The 15,729-nt window shown below is 41.2% G+C and carries 13 protein-coding genes; 12 read left to right on the top strand and 1 reads right to left on the bottom strand.

Going from position 1 to position 15,729, the window contains the following annotated elements:
* The first annotated feature begins 114 nt into the window (after positions 1 to 114).
* From ACK8HY_RS07185 to ACK8HY_RS07135, 11 genes are all read left to right on the top strand, one after another.
* A complete protein-coding gene (locus ACK8HY_RS07185; protein ID WP_077432687.1) occupies positions 115 to 2,238 on the top strand; it encodes a cation:proton antiporter in 2,124 nt (707 codons plus the stop codon).
* Positions 2,239 to 2,264: 26 nt separating this feature from the next.
* Positions 2,265 to 3,527, top strand: a complete 1,263-nt coding sequence (gene icd / locus ACK8HY_RS07180) for an NADP-dependent isocitrate dehydrogenase (protein WP_416133222.1) — start codon at positions 2,265 to 2,267, stop codon at positions 3,525 to 3,527.
* Positions 3,528 to 3,583: 56 nt separating this feature from the next.
* Positions 3,584 to 3,841, top strand: a complete 258-nt coding sequence (locus ACK8HY_RS07175) for a hypothetical protein (RefSeq protein ID WP_077432689.1) — start codon at positions 3,584 to 3,586, stop codon at positions 3,839 to 3,841.
* A gap of 187 nt (positions 3,842 to 4,028) precedes the next feature.
* Complete coding sequence (gene serC, locus ACK8HY_RS07170; protein ID WP_077432690.1) at positions 4,029 to 5,096, top strand: 3-phosphoserine/phosphohydroxythreonine transaminase; 1,068 nt, start codon at positions 4,029 to 4,031, stop codon at positions 5,094 to 5,096.
* 152 nt (positions 5,097 to 5,248) lie between these two features.
* Positions 5,249 to 6,196 carry a D-2-hydroxyacid dehydrogenase gene (locus ACK8HY_RS07165; RefSeq protein ID WP_077432691.1) on the top strand — a complete coding sequence of 316 codons (948 nt, stop codon included), beginning with the start codon at positions 5,249 to 5,251 and terminating at the stop codon, positions 6,194 to 6,196.
* A 125-nt stretch (positions 6,197 to 6,321) separates the two neighbouring features.
* Positions 6,322 to 7,635 (top strand): aspartate kinase, encoded by a 1,314-nt coding sequence (locus ACK8HY_RS07160; RefSeq protein ID WP_077432692.1) that lies wholly within the window; start codon positions 6,322 to 6,324, stop codon positions 7,633 to 7,635.
* A 15-nt stretch (positions 7,636 to 7,650) separates the two neighbouring features.
* A complete protein-coding gene (gene lysA / locus ACK8HY_RS07155) occupies positions 7,651 to 8,811 on the top strand; it encodes a diaminopimelate decarboxylase (RefSeq protein ID WP_077432693.1) in 1,161 nt (386 codons plus the stop codon).
* 98 nt (positions 8,812 to 8,909) lie between these two features.
* Positions 8,910 to 9,671 carry a prolipoprotein diacylglyceryl transferase gene (locus tag ACK8HY_RS07150; RefSeq protein WP_416133221.1) on the top strand — a complete coding sequence of 254 codons (762 nt, stop codon included), beginning with the start codon at positions 8,910 to 8,912 and terminating at the stop codon, positions 9,669 to 9,671.
* A gap of 3 nt (positions 9,672 to 9,674) precedes the next feature.
* Positions 9,675 to 9,911 carry a hypothetical protein gene (locus ACK8HY_RS07145; protein WP_077432695.1) on the top strand — a complete coding sequence of 79 codons (237 nt, stop codon included), beginning with the start codon at positions 9,675 to 9,677 and terminating at the stop codon, positions 9,909 to 9,911.
* Between the two features lie 14 nt (positions 9,912 to 9,925).
* Positions 9,926 to 11,329 (top strand): radical SAM protein, encoded by a 1,404-nt coding sequence (locus ACK8HY_RS07140; RefSeq protein ID WP_416133220.1) that lies wholly within the window; start codon positions 9,926 to 9,928, stop codon positions 11,327 to 11,329.
* Between the two features lie 121 nt (positions 11,330 to 11,450).
* Positions 11,451 to 13,775, top strand: a complete 2,325-nt coding sequence (locus ACK8HY_RS07135; protein ID WP_416133219.1) for a mechanosensitive ion channel family protein — start codon at positions 11,451 to 11,453, stop codon at positions 13,773 to 13,775.
* A 60-nt stretch (positions 13,776 to 13,835) separates the two neighbouring features.
* Here ACK8HY_RS07135 and ACK8HY_RS07130 read toward each other — a convergent pair whose 3' ends face one another.
* On the bottom strand, positions 13,836 to 14,666 hold the full coding sequence (locus tag ACK8HY_RS07130; RefSeq protein ID WP_077432698.1) for an AraC family transcriptional regulator: 831 nt from the start codon (positions 14,664 to 14,666) through the stop codon (positions 13,836 to 13,838).
* A gap of 107 nt (positions 14,667 to 14,773) precedes the next feature.
* On the opposite strand from ACK8HY_RS07130, the gene ACK8HY_RS07125 reads away from it, so the two are divergent.
* Entirely contained in the window at positions 14,774 to 15,688 is a 915-nt protein-coding gene (locus ACK8HY_RS07125; RefSeq protein WP_077432699.1) for an AEC family transporter, read from the top strand.
* Positions 15,689 to 15,729 lie beyond the last annotated feature (41 nt).

The raw sequence follows: 15,729 nt of genomic DNA, 5'->3' as shown, positions 1-15,729 counted from the left end.
CCCTTTTTTAAGCCGCGTTTTGCTGGAAAAATCGTATTTTTAGAGCTGTTAGCTGTTTTTCGCTGAGTGACGAAAAATAAGCGGACATATTTTACCGATAGCATACGAGCACATATGAATAAAACTTTTGAGCATATTTCCCACGCTTTCGAAGCGCCTTTACAGAATCCCGTACTTATTTTTTCGCTGGTACTCTTTATTATCCTACTTTCCCCTATTGTCCTCCGGCCGATTAAGGTGCCGGGCATTATCGGTTTGATTATATCTGGTGTTATTATTGGACCGCATGGATTAAATTGGCTGGAGAAGAACTCAGCAATTAATTTGTTTTCCACCATCGGACTTTTGTATATCATGTTTATAGCCGGTCTGGAATTGGATATGAATGAGTTTAAAAAGACCAAGAACAAAAGTTTACTGTTTGGTTTTTTTACATTTATTGTACCCATAAGTATAGGTTATCCCGTTTGTCATTTCTTGTTGGGTTATGATGTCCTGGCGAGTCTTTTGATATCGAGTATGTTTGCTACGCATACGTTGGTGTCTTATCCCATTGTGAACAGTTATGGTATTTCCAAGATGGAGGCAGTGGCAATTACGATTGGGGGGACGATCCTGACCGATACGGCGGTGCTGATTATATTAGCTGTTATTACAGGAGTTTCACAAGGTAATATCGGAAATGAATTTTGGGTCACCTTAGGGATTTCCTTTGCCATATTCCTCTTCATTATGTTCGGTATTATTCCGCGGATAGCAAAGTGGTTTTTTGAGCGGCTCGGAAGCGAAAAGACATCGAATTATATTTTTGTACTGTCCGTGGTATTTTTCGCAGCCTTTCTTGCGGAAATTGCGGGATTGGAACCTATTATCGGAGCCTTTGTGGCTGGTCTGGCACTGAATAAATTGATTCCACATTCATCGGCATTGATGAATCGTATCGAGTTTATCGGAAATGCTATTTTTATTCCATTTTTCCTTATCTCAGTAGGTATGATTGTGGATGTAAGTGTCATTTTAAAAGGTCCCCAGGCATTAATTATTGCGGGTACCTTGACCATCGTCGCAATAGTGGGAAAATATGTGGCAGCCTGGTTGACACAGAAAATATTTAAGTACAGCCGCGGGCAACGTAACCTGATTTTTGGGTTGAGCAGTGCCCATGCTGCCGCAACCCTGGCTGTAATTATGGTCGGGTATAAAAATGGGATCATTGACGAAAATGTCTTGAACGGTACGATTTTATTGATCCTGGTAACCTGTATTGTCGCAACCATTGTGACAGGGAATGCTTCCAGAAAAGTGGTTATGGATGGTGAACAGGATGAAGAACATATCGATGTGGTCAAGGAGAAAGATGAAAATATATTGATTTCTATTGCCAATATGGACAATATGGAACCTATTCTTGACTTCTCTACCTATATCAAGAGTAAAAAGTGTACCTATCCTGTGAATATCGTATCCGTGGTAAAAGATAATGAGCAGGCTCAGCTGAATATGAGCAAAGCACGCAAAAATCTGGATAGTATGGTGCGTTACGCTTCTGGCTCAGAGACCAATGTGAATATCAGTGCAACGATCGATTTAAACATTGCCAGTGGCGTGGCCCGGTCAGCAAAGGAGGTTTCTGCAAATTGTATTGTGCTTGGTTGGCCAAGTGCGGCGAACTTTATGGATAAATTTGTCGGCGAAAAAACGGAAAGTATACTCAATAGAACCTCTGCCAATGTGATGCTCTGCCACTTTAAAAAGCCTTTTATTTCCAATAAGTCCATTGTGGTATTTGCACCACCGATGTGTGAAGCTGAGTTTGGTTTTGAATACTGGCTGGAGAAGGTTATTAAACTGGCGCAGGAATTGTCCGTTCCGATCTCTTTTGTGGTAGATACGCGCTCTGCAGCTGCTATTGAAGCACATCTTATCGAAATTAAGAACTCCGTGCCGGTTGCTTTTAAACATTTCGATGACTGGGATAATCTACAGGGGTTAAAAGCGTTTAAAGAAGAGGATTCCATGTTTATTTTTGTATCTGCGCGAAATGGAGAGGTTTCATACCGCGATTCGCTGGATGGTGTGGCGAAAAAATTAGAGGGTATCTATGCAAACGAAAACCTTGTTTTGGTGTTTCCTAGTAGGATAGAGAACGCGCACATCGACGAATATGAAGATGTTGAAGCAGCTCCGATATTCCGCAAGATTAGCAAAGAGATTGGAAATATGTTTAATAAAGGATAGTTGTTATCCGCACAAAACACAGATTTATGTCAAATAAGATTACAATGTCCAACAATGGAACCTTACAGGTTCCGGATTCCCCAACAATTCCTTTTATCATAGGTGATGGTATAGGTCCCGATCTATGGCATGCAGCCGTGCGTGTTTTTGATAAAGCTGTGGAAAAGACTTATCATGGGCAGCGAAAAATCAACTGGAAGGAAGTTTTGGCGGGGGAGAAAGCATTTAATGAAACCGGTGAGTGGTTGCCCCGAGCTACACTGGATATATTGCGCGAATATTTGGTAGGAATAAAAGGCCCTTTGACCACACCTGTTGGGGGCGGCATACGTTCATTGAATGTGGCCCTACGCAAGGACCTGGATCTGTATGTCTGCCAGCGGCCGACAAGATGGTTTGAGGGGGTACCCTCTCCGGTCAAACATCCTGAATATGTGGATATGGTTATCTTTCGCGAAAATACCGAAGATATCTATGCTGGTATCGAGTTTCAGGCCGGGAGTGCCGAATCCAATAAACTACAGGATTTTCTGCACGATGAGCTTGATATAGACTACAATTTTTCGAGTACTACGGGCGTGGGGGTCAAATTGGTTTCTGAAGAGGGGTCCAAACGTCTTGTTCGTGCAGCTATAGAACATGCTATCCATTATGCATTACCCTCGGTCACGATTGTGCATAAGGGAAATATTATGAAATACACAGAAGGGGCTTTCAAAATTTGGGGTTTCGAGGTTGCAGAAACCGAATTTGCGGACAAAACCTATACCTGGGGGCAATGGGAGCGAACCAAAGCCGAGAAAGGTGAAGCTACTGCCAATCAGGAACAAAAAGATGCGCTCGCTGCTGGTAAAATTTTAATTAAGGACATTATTGCGGATAATTTCTTACAACAGATCCTGCTTAACCCGCGTGACTTTTCGGTGGTCGCCACCTTAAACCTAAATGGGGATTATATCTCTGATGCATTGGCAGCGATGGTGGGTGGGATAGGTATCGCTCCGGGAGCCAATATCAATTTTAAAACTGGTTATGCCGTTTTCGAAGCAACCCATGGTACGGCACCCCGATTTGCGAATACAGATACCATGAATCCTTCATCCGTGATCCTGAGTGGTGTCATGATGTTTGAATACTTGGGCTGGGCAGAAGCCGCAGCGGCAATTGTGCGGGCACTTGGGGAGACCATCATTGCAAAAACAGTCACCGTCGATTTTTATAACCTGATGGACGATGCCACCTTGGTGAAAACCAGCGAATTTGCTGATCGGATCATCGAAAAATTATAAGAATTTTCTTTTTTAAGATATTAAGCAGAAATTTGACTAAAATTTCTGCTTTTTTTATGGACTACGATCAACTTCCGCCTTTTGTAAAAGACTCCACCGTCTTGAGTACAGACGATAAAATTAAACTGGCTCTGATAGACCGATTACCAACAGCAATGGAGGTGGATGTGATTACAACGATGCCGGAAATTTACGAATTGTTAAACGCCTTTATCGGGGATCAATCCTCCCGTAATGTCCACCTTCAGTTAAAGGCGAAGGAGTATTTGCAAGATAATCAATTAGATATGGCATGGAAAGTGCTTCTTCTTTGATTACTTTAATAACCAACGGGGATTGACTTGTGTAATATTTTTATTGAAATGATTCAGAATTTTGTAAATTTTCAATAAAAAAACAGAATAGTTGAAAAATATATAATTTTATTTTACCTTTGGTTTTTAAAACAACAGATTGCTCCACTAGGGTTCAAAACGGGCAATCCAACAAACTATAACATCAATGAAACATAATTTTGGAGCAGGTCCATGTATTCTGCCAAAGGAAGTATTTCAACAAGCCTCAGAAGCTGTAATTGATTTTAACAACACAGGTTTATCAATTTTAGAGATCTCTCACCGTTCCAAAGAGTTTGAAGCAGTGATCGATGAGGCGACTCAGTTAGTAAGAGAATTATTAGCCGTACCACAAGGATATTCGATTCTTTTCTTGCAAGGCGGGGCAAGTCTTCAATTTGCAATGGCACCACTCAACCTTTTACCTGAAGGCGGTAAAGCTGCGTATTTGGATACAGGTGTTTGGGCAACAAAAGCCTTAAAAGAAGCAAAGAAATTTGGTTCAGTAGATGTTGTAGCTTCGTCGATAGACAAAAACTATTCTTATATACCAAAAGGATATTCAATCCCTTCCGATGCTGCTTATTTTCACTATACTTCGAATAATACGATTTATGGTACTGAAGTTTTTGAAAAGCCAGCTACAGATTTACCAGTAGTCGTGGATATGTCTTCCGATATTTTTTCCCGTGAGATCAATGTTGCAGATTACGATTTAATCTATGCCGGAGCACAAAAAAATATGGGGCCTGCTGGTGTGACACTGGCTATTGTGAAGGATGATATTTTGGGTAAATCGGGTCGTGTACTGCCTTCGATGTTAGATTATCAGTTGCACATCAATGGTGGCTCCATGTACAATACACCGCCGGTATACTCCATCTTTGTTTCGATGTTAAATCTACGTTGGTTAAAAGCAAAAGGTGGTGTTGCTGTTTTGGAACAGGAAAATATTATTAAAGCTCGTGCACTATATGATGAGATTGATCGCAATCCTTTATTTAAAGGTACTGCTGCTGTGGAGGATCGTTCGCGTATGAATGTGACTTTTGTGATGGATACACCTGAACTGGAAGCGGAGTTCCTAGCTTTAGCGAAAGAACGTAATCTGATTGGTATCAAAGGACACCGTTCGGTAGGTGGTTTTAGAGCGTCGATTTACAATGCTTTGCCATTGAGCAGCGTCAATGCTTTGATAGATGCCATGAAGGAATTTGAAGATACACACAAATAGTCTAATCGATTAAATATGCAGATGAAATTGACCGTTTCGTGGAGATCCAATTTTGATCAGTAACAAAGGTCGTTTTATCACTTAACAATTAAACCGGCTTTCAGGGATGCATTATACAATGAGAAACTTGTAGCCATAAATAATTATAAAGGATGAAAATATTAGCAAATGACGGTATCGATCCACTAGGAAAGAAAATGTTGGAAGATGCCGGTCATACTGTAGATACAAACCATATACCTCAGGATGAGTTGGCTGAAAAGCTGCCTGCTTATGATGCGATTACTGTACGAAGTGCAACTAAAGTTCGCCAGGCATTGATCGATGGCTGTCCGAATTTGAAAGTAATCGGTCGCGGTGGTGTAGGAATGGATAATATTGATGTTGAATACGCGCGATCAAAAGGTATTGCTGTTGTGAATACACCAGCTGCATCTTCTTTATCCGTAGCTGAATTGGTTTTTGCGCATCTTTTGAATGGTGTACGCTTTTTATACGATGCCAACCGGAAGATGCCTGTTGACGGAAATACGAAGTTTGGCGCGTTGAAAAAAGCCTATGGTGCTGGAACTGAGCTTCGCGGTAAGACAATTGGTATCGTTGGTTTTGGCCGTATCGGCCGTGAAGTTGCTAAAATCGCAATCGGACTGGGAATGGATGTCGTTTATACGGATCTATTTGACGGTCCGAAAGGTTTAACGATTGATCTTTCTGGAGGTATCCAAGTAGAGGTTCCGATCAAACAGGTTCAAATGAATGACTTGTTGAAAGTTTCAGATTTTATTTCCTTACATGTGCCATTCTTGGATAAACCGGCAATCGGTGCTGCCGAGTTCCCATTATTGAAAGATGGTGTTGGCTTGGTGAACGCTTCCAGAGGTGGTGTTATTGATGAATTGGAGCTGGTTAAGGCATTGGATGCCGGCAAAGTTGCATTTGCTGGTTTAGATGTTTTCGACAACGAACCGACTCCACGTGAGGAAATTTTAAAACATCCAAAGATTTCGTTGACACCACATATCGGTGCAGCGACAAATGAAGCACAGGAAAGAATCGGCGAAGAATTGGCCGGTTTACTGATCGAAAATTTGAAGAAGTAGTTCTTCCGCATAGAATAAATATATGCGGCACAAAACTTTCATGATTTTGTGCCGCATTTTTTTTTAAAATACATTCATGAATTGCCTATATTGGCGCACAGAAATTTAATAATTGTAACTTTAGTATGAAAGTTTTAAAATTTGGTGGTACTTCAGTAGGAAGTGCAGTACGTATCAAAGGGTTGTTGGATATTGTAAACCCTTCGGAACGTCAGATCGTTGTGTTGTCCGCGGTAGCTGGAACGACAAATGCTTTGGTGGAAATAGGTCAGGCTTACACAGCAGGTAAGAAGGACGAGGCTAAGGATTTGATCAAGAAGCACAAGGATAAGTACGAAGACCTTATTAAGGAACTTTTTAATACTGAAACCGGATATAAAAACGGCAAGGAATTAATCGACTATCATTTTAACCTGATTTCAAGCTTGGCAAATGAGCTGTTTACGCCGATTGAAGAAAAAATTATTTTAGCGCAAGGTGAATTGATGTCTACCGCATTATGGCATTTTTACCTCAACGAAATCGGAATACAATCTGTCTTGCTACCTGCATTGGATTTTATGAAAATCGATGAGGACAATGAGCCAATGGTGGAATATATCGGTGAAAAATTGACGGCGATTTTGGCACAACATCCCCAAAATACCCTGTTTATCACGCAAGGATTTATCTGTAGAAATTCATTTGGTGAAATTGATAACCTGCGCCGTGGCGGATCGGACTATACCGCTTCATTGATCGGAGCAGCTATCCGCGCCGAAGAGGTGCAGATCTGGACAGATATTGATGGGATGCATAACAATGACCCGCGTGTCGTTAAAGGTACGACACCGATCGCACACCTTAGTTTCGACGAGGCTGCTGAATTAGCTTATTTTGGCGCGAAGATATTGCATCCACAATCGGTATTTCCGGCACAAAAATATAATGTACCGGTACGTTTGCTAAATACCATGGAACCGAATGCCAAAGGAACTTTGATCAGTAAGGATGGAGCACAAAAGGGATGTATAAGAGCTATTGCAGCGAAAGATGGCATTACCGCCATCCATATTCATTCATCACGGATGTTGCTTGCCTACGGTTTCCTACGTCGTGTTTTTGAGATTTTCGAACGTTATAAAACACCGATTGATATGATTACGACTTCGGAAGTTGCCGTTTCATTAACGATCGATGATACAACGAACTTAGCGGATATCATTAAAGAAGTGGAGGACTTTGGTTCTGTTACTGTAGACGGCGATCAGACAATTGTATGTGTGGTTGGTGACTTCGGTTTGAACAGCCATGGTTATGCAGCACGCGTGCTTGATGCTGTAAAACATTTGCCGGTTCGCATGATTTCTTATGGTGGTTCAGATTTTAATGTATCCATTCTTTTGAATTCAGATCATAAAACAGAGGCTTTACGTTCATTGCATAATCGTTTATTTTAAGAAGGAAGGTTTTATATGATAAATACAGCTATAGCGGCAAAATTTGCAGAAAAAGAAACGCCGTTTTATTACTACGACCTGGCCGTGTTAAACAAAACCTTGGAAGCAGCTTATGCGGCTTCCCATAAAAGAGGATTCCATGTTCATTATGCATTGAAAGCCAATTTTAACGATGTGTTGTTAAAAGCGATCCGCCAGATCGGTTTTGGTGCGGACTGTGTGAGTGGAAATGAGGTGAAAAAGGCGATCGAATGTGGTTTTGAACCACAGCATATTACCTTTGCGGGGGTTGGAAAATCGGATAAGGAGATCAACTACGCATTGGAGCAAAATATTTTTGCGTTCAACGTAGAATCTATTCAGGAGCTTGAAGTCATAAATGAATTGGCGTCAAAGCAAGGGGTAAAGGCCAATGTGGCACTACGTATTAACCCCAATGTGGATGCGCATACACACCATTATATTACCACAGGACTTGACGAGAACAAATTTGGAATTCCGAATGCGGATCTGGAGAAATGTGCAGCTGTTCTCAAGAAATGTGATTTTATAGAATTGGTAGGTTTACATTTCCACGTAGGATCCCAGATTACAGACATGACGGTATTCAAAAGCCTGTGTGTAAAAGTTAATGAGTGGAAAAATTGGTTTGAGGAACGCGGAACACAGATTCGTGTTTTGAACGTAGGTGGCGGACTTGGGATAGATTATAAAAATCCAGATGGCAACCCGATTCCGGATTTTGAGGCCTATTTTGATATTTTTGACCGTTTCCTTGAGCGTAAATCCCATCAGGAAGTTCACTTTGAATTGGGGCGGGCTTTAGTTGCTCAATGTGGTAGTCTGGTCAGCCGTGTGTTATATGTCAAAAACGGTGTCAAGAAAAATTTTTTGGTCCTGGATGCGGGAATGACTGAATTGATGCGCCCAGCTTTGTATCAGGCTTATCATAAAATGGAGAATATCAGTGAAGGTACAGCGACAGAAGCCTTAAACTATGATGTAGTAGGGCCAATCTGCGAATCTTCGGATTGTTTTGGAAAGGAAGTGCCTTTGCCAGTTTCAAAACGTGGTGATTTGATTGCTATCCGTTCCGCAGGCGCATATGGTGAGGTAATGGCCTCCCGTTATAATTTGAGGGAAGAAATCAGATTTGTTTACAGCGACCAATTATAGGCTGCTGTACAAATGGAGGATATAAAGCCGGTTCAATTGTGAACCGGCTTTTGCTTTTTTGGCTATAGATATCTGAATTGTCTTTTGTATACTTGCTTATGCTAATTGCAATCGAATTTCCGGTCACCATTGATTTGTTTGGTAAGACTTTTCTCCTGCATCCATTTATGGAAGGTTTGGGAATGTTTATGGGCATGCGTTATTATCAGCTGTTAAAATGGAAAGACCAGGAGAGCTTAGGTCATACAAACTCACTTTTAATAGTGATTGCTGCAGCTATAGGAGCCCTAATCGGATCGCATGTAATCGGATCACTTGAACGTCCGGAGGAACTAATGGGTGCAGTCAGTAAATGGCGTTATATCTGGTTGAATAATACGATTGTGGGGGGCTTGGCTGGCGGGTTGGTTGGAGTAGAACTGATGAAAAAAATGATGGGCAAGAAAGAGAGCACCGGCGATCGTATGGTCTTTCCGCTGATTGTTGCCATTATGATCGGGCGGATAGGTTGTTTTTATACCGGGGTATTTGAGCAGACCTACGGCTTACCCACCGATTGCCCCTTTGGGATGTACCTCGGTGATGCCTATCGCAGACATCCGGTTGCTTTGTATGAAATAGCGTTTTTGATCTTATTATTTATTTCCCTGCAGTGGTTTAAATGGAAATTTATATTCCAAAATGGCTTACTCTTTCAATTTTTTATGTTCAGCTATTTCAGTTTTCGCTTTTTATTGGATTTTATCAAGCCAAGAGCAATAATTCTATTGGGGATGAGTACCATACAAATTACCTGTCTTGTCGTGATAATTTATTATATTTATTTATTGAACAATACGCATATAGAAAGGAAGGTCTAAATTATGTATTTACTCGAAGGATCATTTGGTTCGGAAAACACAGCTTTTTTGGGCTTGTTTTTACTGTTTGGAGGAGCTATAGTTATCGGGATAGCGCTTTTGGTCATCCTCATTGGTTCGATTATGAAATCCAATAATAAAGCCTCTACATTTAATGTTAATCCTTGGCTTAAAGTGCTATTGGGTGGTATTGGAGCGATGATAGCAGGTGGGATCGCTTGCGGAATAGCATTAAGTTAACAAGGATAAAATATATGCCAGTCAGAAATTACACTTATTACGATTATACCATTAGTCTGTGTCCAACTTGTCTTTCCCGTGTTGGAGCGAAAATTATCATCGAAGATGAACAGGTTTTTATGACCAAGAATTGCCCTGATCATGGTTTTTTCAAGACGCTGATAGCGACGGACGTTGAATATTATAAAAATATCCGGAATTATAACAAAGCTTCTGAGACACCTTTGAAATTTGATAAGGAAGTTCATTTTGGCTGTCCCTATGATTGTGGTTTATGTGTCGATCACGAACAGCATAGCTGTCTTTCGATCGTTGAAGTGACCGACCGCTGTAATCTGACCTGCCCGACCTGCTACGCGATGTCTTCACCGCATTATGGAAGGCACCGTTCACTGGAAGAAATCGAACGTATGTTTGATAAGATTGTCGAAAATGAAGGGGAGCCGGATGTGGTTCAGATCAGTGGGGGAGAACCTACCATTCACCCTGAGTTTTTTAAGATTCTGGACATCGCCAAAACAAAACCGATTAAACATCTCATGCTGAATACCAACGGTATCCGCATTGCGAATGACCCTGGATTTGCTGAACAATTGGCCACCTACGCGCCAGAATTTGAAATTTATCTCCAATTTGATTCTTTCCGTCCGTCCGTGCTGGAGAAATTTAGAGGGAAGGATCTAACGGATGTACGGAAAAAAGCGATTGAAAAACTCAATGCGCTAAATCTAAGTACTACGCTTGTGGTAGTGCTGGAAAAAGGAACCAACGATGATGAGATCGGAGCAATACTGGACTTTGCTTTAAGCCAGCGTTGTGTACGTGGGGTGACGTTCCAGCCCGTAGAAATTGCCGGTAGAAATGCGGCGGATGCCCAGCAGCACAAAATGACGCTGACCGAAGTCAGGCAGGAAATCCTGAACCAATATTCACTGTTGAATCCACATGATATCATTCCGGTTCCCTGTAATCCAGATGCGCTGGCCATGGGCTATGTGCTTAAGATTGGCGATGAAAGGATTCCGCTAACCAGGCATATTGACCCAGCGGTACTCTTGAACAATCAGTCGCGTAATACCATTGTTTATGAGCAGGATACCGGTGTTCAGATGCAGCTGCTCGATATTTTTAGTACCGGTATTTCGGTGGATAAAGTAAAACCAAAAGTCAATCAATTGCTTTGCTGCCTACCCGATGTGTGTGCTCCTGAATTAGATTATGATAATCTTTTCCGTATCATAATTATGAATTTTATGGACGCCTATGATTTCGATGTGCGTGCAGTCAAAAAGTCCTGCGTACATATTGTCAACAAAGATCTAAAATTGATCCCCTTTGAGACCATGAATCTGTTTTACCGTGACGATAAAGTCAAGCGTCTGGAGGAACTTAAATTATCGGATGCTATACGATTTTAGGCTGAGATAAGTTATTTTTGTCGGAAAAATAATTCGTTCGCTCCCGCGACACTACATTTTGCGCTGGGCAAAGCTTATTATTGAAAGAGATTAACACATTGCGGGTATGAAATTAAGCAGCATGAAGTATTTCATTGTTTTTGTAATCGGTCTATTGTCAGTGCATTTGTATGCTATGGGGCAAGACTCGGTTCAGATAAGGAGAGGGGCAAATACCGACAGGTCAATGTCGCATACCGGCTTAAATAGAAGAACTGGTATAGACTCGACCAGAACGGGGAACGATTCATTGCGTAATGACATACGGAAGGTGAATTTGACATTTTTGTCCAATATCCGTACCGCCTCTATGGCGGAGTTTGTCGCACAGTTAAATGAAAAATCCAATTCTTATGCTACGACAAGCGCCAATTCGGCAAAAGATTCTGTTGCGCTGATAAAAAATGCGATTTCTGATGAGATTAGGCAGCTTAAGTCAATTAAAGGGAGTATTGCGAATTATTCCAACAGTTTAAGTAGCACGCAAGATCAGATCCGTAATATTGTTAATCATTATGATATCAGTGCCAATAATCACGCGAGGGCTTATCAATACCTGAGCAGTGCCGGGCTAAAGTTGTCCTCCAAGATGGATTCGCTTGAAATGATCAATCGGACAATCGATGAACTGATCGTGAAGAATCAGCGTCACCTCAATCGATTGGATCTCGTTACTGAGACAAAAACTACGCCTAAGAAGTCTGATGCTGCAACTGGCAAAAGTTCGATTTGGAAAGCGAATACAACAAGTATTTCAAAAGATGTTATTTTAGATAATATACGCAGTAACTATAGCAATAATAAATCCATCGACAAATATGTCAATCGTACGGATTGGGCGAGCCGGATTTTGTTGATTGTGCTGGGACTGGCTTATTCGTATTGGATTGTACGGGTAGCCTATGTCCTGAAGCAAAATGATCCGTCCAATAAGCTCGCCATTGATGTCATTGTTGGGAAAACTGTTATTTTCTTATTCACCCTACTGCCTTTTGTTAATTTCTTTACACCGACTTTCATCTTACAGGCCTCCCAACTGCTGATCATGTTGATCTTTATGTATTTGCTAAGACATAAAATGACTGGACAGCAACGTAAGATCGCGCTTATTCTGATCATCTTTTATCTATTGGATGTCTTTGTCAATATGATTGTGAGTGATGACCTGTTTTTGCGTGTTATCTGTATTGGCTTTAATCTAATCGCACTGGGTTTGGTCAGTTATACCAAGCGGCGGATTAATAACCCAGAAAGTCCGGGATATATCAGCAATTTTATCTATGTGGTATTTGCCATTTTAAATATTACTGCCATTACCTTGAACGTTATTGGACATGTGGAACACTCGCGGAGTTTTAGTATCGCGTGTGCCGTAGGTTTGGTGCAGTCGTTTACACTGCAATATTTTGCTGACATGATCAAATTAGACGTCCGTAACCAGTTCAAAAAAGATCGCTTGGTTGCTGGGTTTTGGATGCGTTTCAATGAACAACGAACCCTGGCAATCATCACCCAGGTCCTTCGGATTGTGTGTATCCTGTTGGCTGTTATTGTGCTGGCAAATAACCTACAGTTTATTGAGACTTTACTGAGACTGAGCGAGACATTTTTTGGAAAGGTACGTAGCATCGGTAGTATCTCCTTTACTTTAGGTAATCTCGTTGTTGCGGTACTGCTATTGCTTGTTGCGAATTGGTTTCAAAAAAACATCAGTCTCATTGTACTGGGGGGCGAAGATGGTCAAATAAGCCAGGCTTATAATCAAAAGATGACGCTGTTTCCGTTGTTCCGTCTGGCAATTATCCTGATCGGCTTTTTTATGGCAATCTCAGCCTTAGGGATGAGTCTGGACAAACTTACCGTAGTCATTGGGGCATTGAGTGTGGGGATAGGTCTGGGTATGCAAAATATCATCAATAACTTCGTGTCCGGAATTATCTTGGTTTTTGATAAACCGTTTCGTGTGGGAGACCAGATCGAACTGGCTGATAAAAAAGGGCGGGTGAAAGAGATCGGCATCCGTGCGAGCGTACTGAAGACCGCCGACGGAGCGGATGTGATTATTCCTAACGGGGACCTATTGTCGGGTAGGGTTGTCAACTGGACATTATCGCAAGAGTATAGTAAGACAAGTTTTGTCCTGCATATTGACCGGAAAGCAAACCTTGAGCAGGCGAAACAATGGATCAATGATGCAATGGCGACGAGCCCACATTTCGTTAAGGAAAGAGATAGTGGTATCAGTGTACAGGACATCAGTGAAGAAATGATTTATTTAAGCGTTTTCTGTTGGGTGAATTTTGCGGCTAATGCCTCTTCTTTTAAAAACGATGTATTAATTATTCTCTATAAACAGTTTGAAGAAAAGGGTCTTAAATTCTATAGTGTGCTGCCTCCTAAAAATTGAAATGTCGTATAATAGGGGATGTCTTTTGTTTGTTGTATGGCTGCAAAAGGTAATAAGGTATCATTGTGCCTGTCGTTGTCGATAGGCTTTGGGACTGTAGCCCTTTGCACGTTTGTAAAAATGCGATAAGTGGCTCTCATCAACAAAGCCGAGCTCTTCGGCAACCTGTTTAAGTGTATATGCCGTGGACTTAAGCCGATGTTCAATTAATTCAATGCGGTACATATTGATGTAGTCTCTCAGGCTACTGCCAAAGTGTTTCTTGAAATAAATGCCAAAGTAAGTTGGGGATATATTAAATTTTTGGGCAATCGTTTTTATCTGAAGATACTCCGGCGTAAAGATATGTTGGTGAATATAAGCCGTGATAGAGCTGTCTATGTGGAGTGTATGCAGCTCTGGTATACGCTGTGTTTCCGATATTTCCTTGTAACGGCCGAAGATCGCAACCAGTTGATCAGAAAGCCAAGGCGAGGTTTGGTTGACAGCGGTAATGCAGTATAATCGTACAGCTTCCAATAAATGAGAATAAATCAAACGATCGTGATCAGTCATGTGCAATTTGCTTTCTCTTAGTCCTCTGTCGTTCATTAACTCCATAATCCAGGTATAGTTTTTTTGCTGGCGACGATTTTGTGAAAAATAGCTGTCGGTAAAAAGAATAAATAGAAAATGTGTTTTTTCGTGAATATTGAAATAATGTTTGTCTGCTGGGCTAACTAGGAAAATATCACCGCGTTCATAATTCAATTCAAATTTATTGATGACATGCTTTCCCTGCCCGCTGCGTATATAAACGAGCTCATAATAGTTTTGCTCATGCATGGGTAGGTGAAATGTGTCTTCCACAAATTCGCTGATCAATAATGGTTCGAATTGTCTCTTTCGCATGATCTTTAGTTGTATAGTATTAAATATACATAAAAATAATGTCTTTATACATGTTTTTCCCAAGGATACAATTGCATTTTTGTGTCGTATAAAATTGTAAGGAAAATATGGTTAACTTCATAATGATTGTATTTTGTATTGCTGCTGGTATGCTGTTAAGAAGGGCAAAGCTAATCCACAGTGAGGCACATAAAGGCATCAATACCTGGATACTTTATTTTGCGCTTCCAGCAGTTTCCTTTAAATATATTCCAAAGATTGTATGGTCGTCACAACTATTATTTCCGATCTTTTCGGCGGTTTTGGTTTGGGCCGGCAGTTGGTTATTTATGGAATGGTATTGTAAGCGGAAGTCCTATAAGCAGCGCTCGAGAAGTAGTCTGGAATTGGCTGCGGGGTATAGCAACACCTCATTCATCGGCTTTCCTTTGGTTATGGCTTATTTTGGCGAAGCGCAATTGCCGATTGCCATTATTTGTGACCAAACGACATTTATTTTATTATCCACTGCCGGTATCATCAATGCGCTTAAAGCAAATCTGCAGGACGGACAATCCATTGACACCAAATTTATGATCCGGAAATTACTTACTTTTCCGCCATTGATCGGTTGTCTTTTGGCATTGATGTTAGGCCAGTTTGTTGATTTCAGCGCTGCTGAACCTTTTTTTGACAAGCTTGTGGCTACAGTGGGACCATTGGCCTTGTTTTCTATCGGTTTACAGTTGAAATTTGAGGGCTGGCGCCAACAATTTGCGCAGATCAGTACAGCCATGACCTATAAATTAATTTTAGCCCCCTTATTAGTCCTGTTATTTGCCCTGTTACTTGGAGTAAAAGGACCGGTAGCGCGAATCAGTATTTTCGAAGCCGCCATGCCTACGCTGGTTACCTCCGGGATTGTCGCCGAACAATATCATCTCAATGCCAAATTGGTTAATCTTGTTATCGGTTTTAGTATTGTAATCGGATTGATCACAACAGCCTTATGGGATATTGTAATCCGGTTTGCGATTGCCTGATTCATCTTTCGTCTTTTTGGCTACCATTGGGCGATATGATG

This window comes from Sphingobacterium sp. NGMCC 1.201703, assembly GCF_047784615.1.
GTDB lineage: Bacteria > Bacteroidota > Bacteroidia > Sphingobacteriales > Sphingobacteriaceae > Sphingobacterium.
Note: the sequence above shows the minus strand (reverse complement) of the source record. Positions and strands in the feature narration are given on the sequence as shown.

Bases quoted from the DNA above. Each gene is read 5' to 3' on its own strand.
- ACK8HY_RS07140 (WP_416133220.1), top strand. From the start codon at position 9,926: ATGCCAGTCAGAAATTACACTTATTACGATTATACCATTAGTCTGTGT.
- ACK8HY_RS07145 (WP_077432695.1), top strand. From the start codon at position 9,675: ATGTATTTACTCGAAGGATCATTTGGTTCGGAAAACACAGCTTTTTTG.
- ACK8HY_RS07125 (WP_077432699.1), top strand. From the start codon at position 14,774: ATGGTTAACTTCATAATGATTGTATTTTGTATTGCTGCTGGTATGCTG.
- ACK8HY_RS07175 (WP_077432689.1), top strand. From the start codon at position 3,584: ATGGACTACGATCAACTTCCGCCTTTTGTAAAAGACTCCACCGTCTTG.
- ACK8HY_RS07165 (WP_077432691.1), top strand. From the start codon at position 5,249: ATGAAAATATTAGCAAATGACGGTATCGATCCACTAGGAAAGAAAATG.
- lysA (WP_077432693.1), top strand. From the start codon at position 7,651: ATGATAAATACAGCTATAGCGGCAAAATTTGCAGAAAAAGAAACGCCG.
- serC (WP_077432690.1), top strand. From the start codon at position 4,029: ATGAAACATAATTTTGGAGCAGGTCCATGTATTCTGCCAAAGGAAGTA.
- ACK8HY_RS07185 (WP_077432687.1), top strand. From the start codon at position 115: ATGAATAAAACTTTTGAGCATATTTCCCACGCTTTCGAAGCGCCTTTA.
- ACK8HY_RS07150 (WP_416133221.1), top strand. From the start codon at position 8,910: ATGCTAATTGCAATCGAATTTCCGGTCACCATTGATTTGTTTGGTAAG.
- icd (WP_416133222.1), top strand. From the start codon at position 2,265: ATGTCAAATAAGATTACAATGTCCAACAATGGAACCTTACAGGTTCCG.
- ACK8HY_RS07135 (WP_416133219.1), top strand. From the start codon at position 11,451: ATGAAGTATTTCATTGTTTTTGTAATCGGTCTATTGTCAGTGCATTTG.
- ACK8HY_RS07130 (WP_077432698.1), bottom strand. From the start codon at position 14,666: ATGCGAAAGAGACAATTCGAACCATTATTGATCAGCGAATTTGTGGAA.
- ACK8HY_RS07160 (WP_077432692.1), top strand. From the start codon at position 6,322: ATGAAAGTTTTAAAATTTGGTGGTACTTCAGTAGGAAGTGCAGTACGT.